We start from the raw sequence: 741 nt of genomic DNA, 5'->3' as shown, positions 1-741 counted from the left end.
GTAGAGTATTATCTGCAAAAGCACGGGTTGAACCATGCTCCCTGCCGCCTGGATGCGGTACTGATTGAAGGCGACGGCCAACCCGAATGGATTCAAAATATTACAGGTTAACCTCATGATAACATTACAAGAACGCGTTTCCGCACATTTTGCCGAGAGCATCCGCGCCAAGCAGGAAGCCGAAAAAGTACTGGTCGAGCCGACCGCACAGGCTGCCGAGCTGATGCTGCAATGCCTGATGAACGACGGCAAAATCCTGGCCTGCGGCAACGGCGGTTCGGCTGCCGACGCACAACACTTCGCCGCAGAAATGACCGGCCGTTTTGAAAAAGAACGCATGGAATTGGCCGCTGTCGCGCTGACGACAGACACTTCCGCCCTGACTGCCATCGGCAACGACTACGGTTTCGACCACGTATTCAGCAAACAAGTGCGCGCACTCGGACGTGCCGGCGACGTATTGGTCGGCATCTCCACCTCCGGCAACTCCGCAAACGTCATTGAAGCCATCAAAGTGGCACACGAACGCGACATGCACGTCATCGCCATGACCGGCCGCGACGGCGGAAAAATCGCCGCCATGCTCAAAGATACCGACGTTTTGCTCAACGTCCCTTATCCGCGTACTGCCCGCATTCAAGAAAACCATATTTTGCTGATTCACGCCATGTGCGACTGCATCGACTCCGTCCTGCTTGAAGGCATGTAACCCTTTCTTTTCAGACGGCCCATCCCTTAAAG

1 protein-coding gene and 1 pseudogene are annotated in these 741 nt (G+C 55.2%); both read left to right on the top strand.

Features of this window, described 5'->3' with window-relative positions; translation table 11 throughout:
* A pseudogene (locus ACTHUM_RS16460) lies at window positions 1–111 on the top strand (YraN family protein); the annotation flags it as partial.
* 4 nt (window positions 112–115) lie between these two features.
* Complete coding sequence (locus ACTHUM_RS16455; RefSeq protein WP_440403490.1) at window positions 116–709, top strand: phosphoheptose isomerase; 594 nt, start codon at window positions 116–118, stop codon at window positions 707–709.
* The last annotated feature ends 32 nt before the right edge of the window (window positions 710–741 follow it).

The organism is Neisseria sp. P0021.S006 (assembly GCF_051956895.1).
This window is presented reverse-complemented; position numbering and strand designations above follow the sequence as displayed.